The sequence below is a fragment of the Rhodococcus sp. IC4_135 genome, assembly GCF_011602025.1.
In the GTDB taxonomy this organism is placed as follows: Bacteria; Actinomycetota; Actinomycetes; order Mycobacteriales; family Mycobacteriaceae; genus Rhodococcus_F; species Rhodococcus_F baikonurensis.
This window is the reverse complement of sequence record NZ_JAAOLG010000127.1, coordinates 1-536: the sequence shown is the minus strand read 5'-3', so window position 1 is coordinate 536 and position 536 is coordinate 1. Positions and strand designations below refer to the sequence as shown.

The window sequence follows — 536 nt, the reverse complement described above, 5'->3', positions numbered from 1 at the left end:
ATCGCAGCCTCCTACGTCCTTCATCGGCTCCTGGTGCCAAGGCATCCACCGTACGCTCTTCATTACTTACAACAAAGATGCTCGCGTCCACTGTGCAGTTCTCAAACAACACACAACCCCAGAACTCTCGTGAGCACCAGCCGAAGAAAACAATGATCGAAATCATTGCAACTCCGCGGTATGACCCACATTCCAGTGTTGTCGTTACTTCCTAGAGAGGAAACACTCGCGTGTTCTCTCAGGACCCAACAGTATGTCGATATAATTTGTTCTCCCACCAGCACTGAGGCCGGCAGTAACGAAAACGAATGCTTGTCAGCGTCCACCCATGAGCAACCACCGTTCCACATACGGGAACGAAATGGCCTCTGCTTTCCTCAACCACACCTGTGTGCAGCGAGCGAAAGAGATGCTCCTTAGAAAGGAGGTGATCCAGCCGCACCTTCCGGTACGGCTACCTTGTTACGACTTCGTCCCAATCGCCGATCCCACCTTCGACGGCTCCCTCCCACAAGGGGTTAAGCCACCGGCTTCGG

General features: G+C 53.5%; 1 rRNA gene. It reads right to left on the bottom strand.

Features of this window, described 5'->3' with window-relative positions:
- Positions 1-420 precede the first annotated feature (420 nt).
- Positions 421-536 (bottom strand): 16S ribosomal RNA (locus G8767_RS35295); the annotation flags it as partial.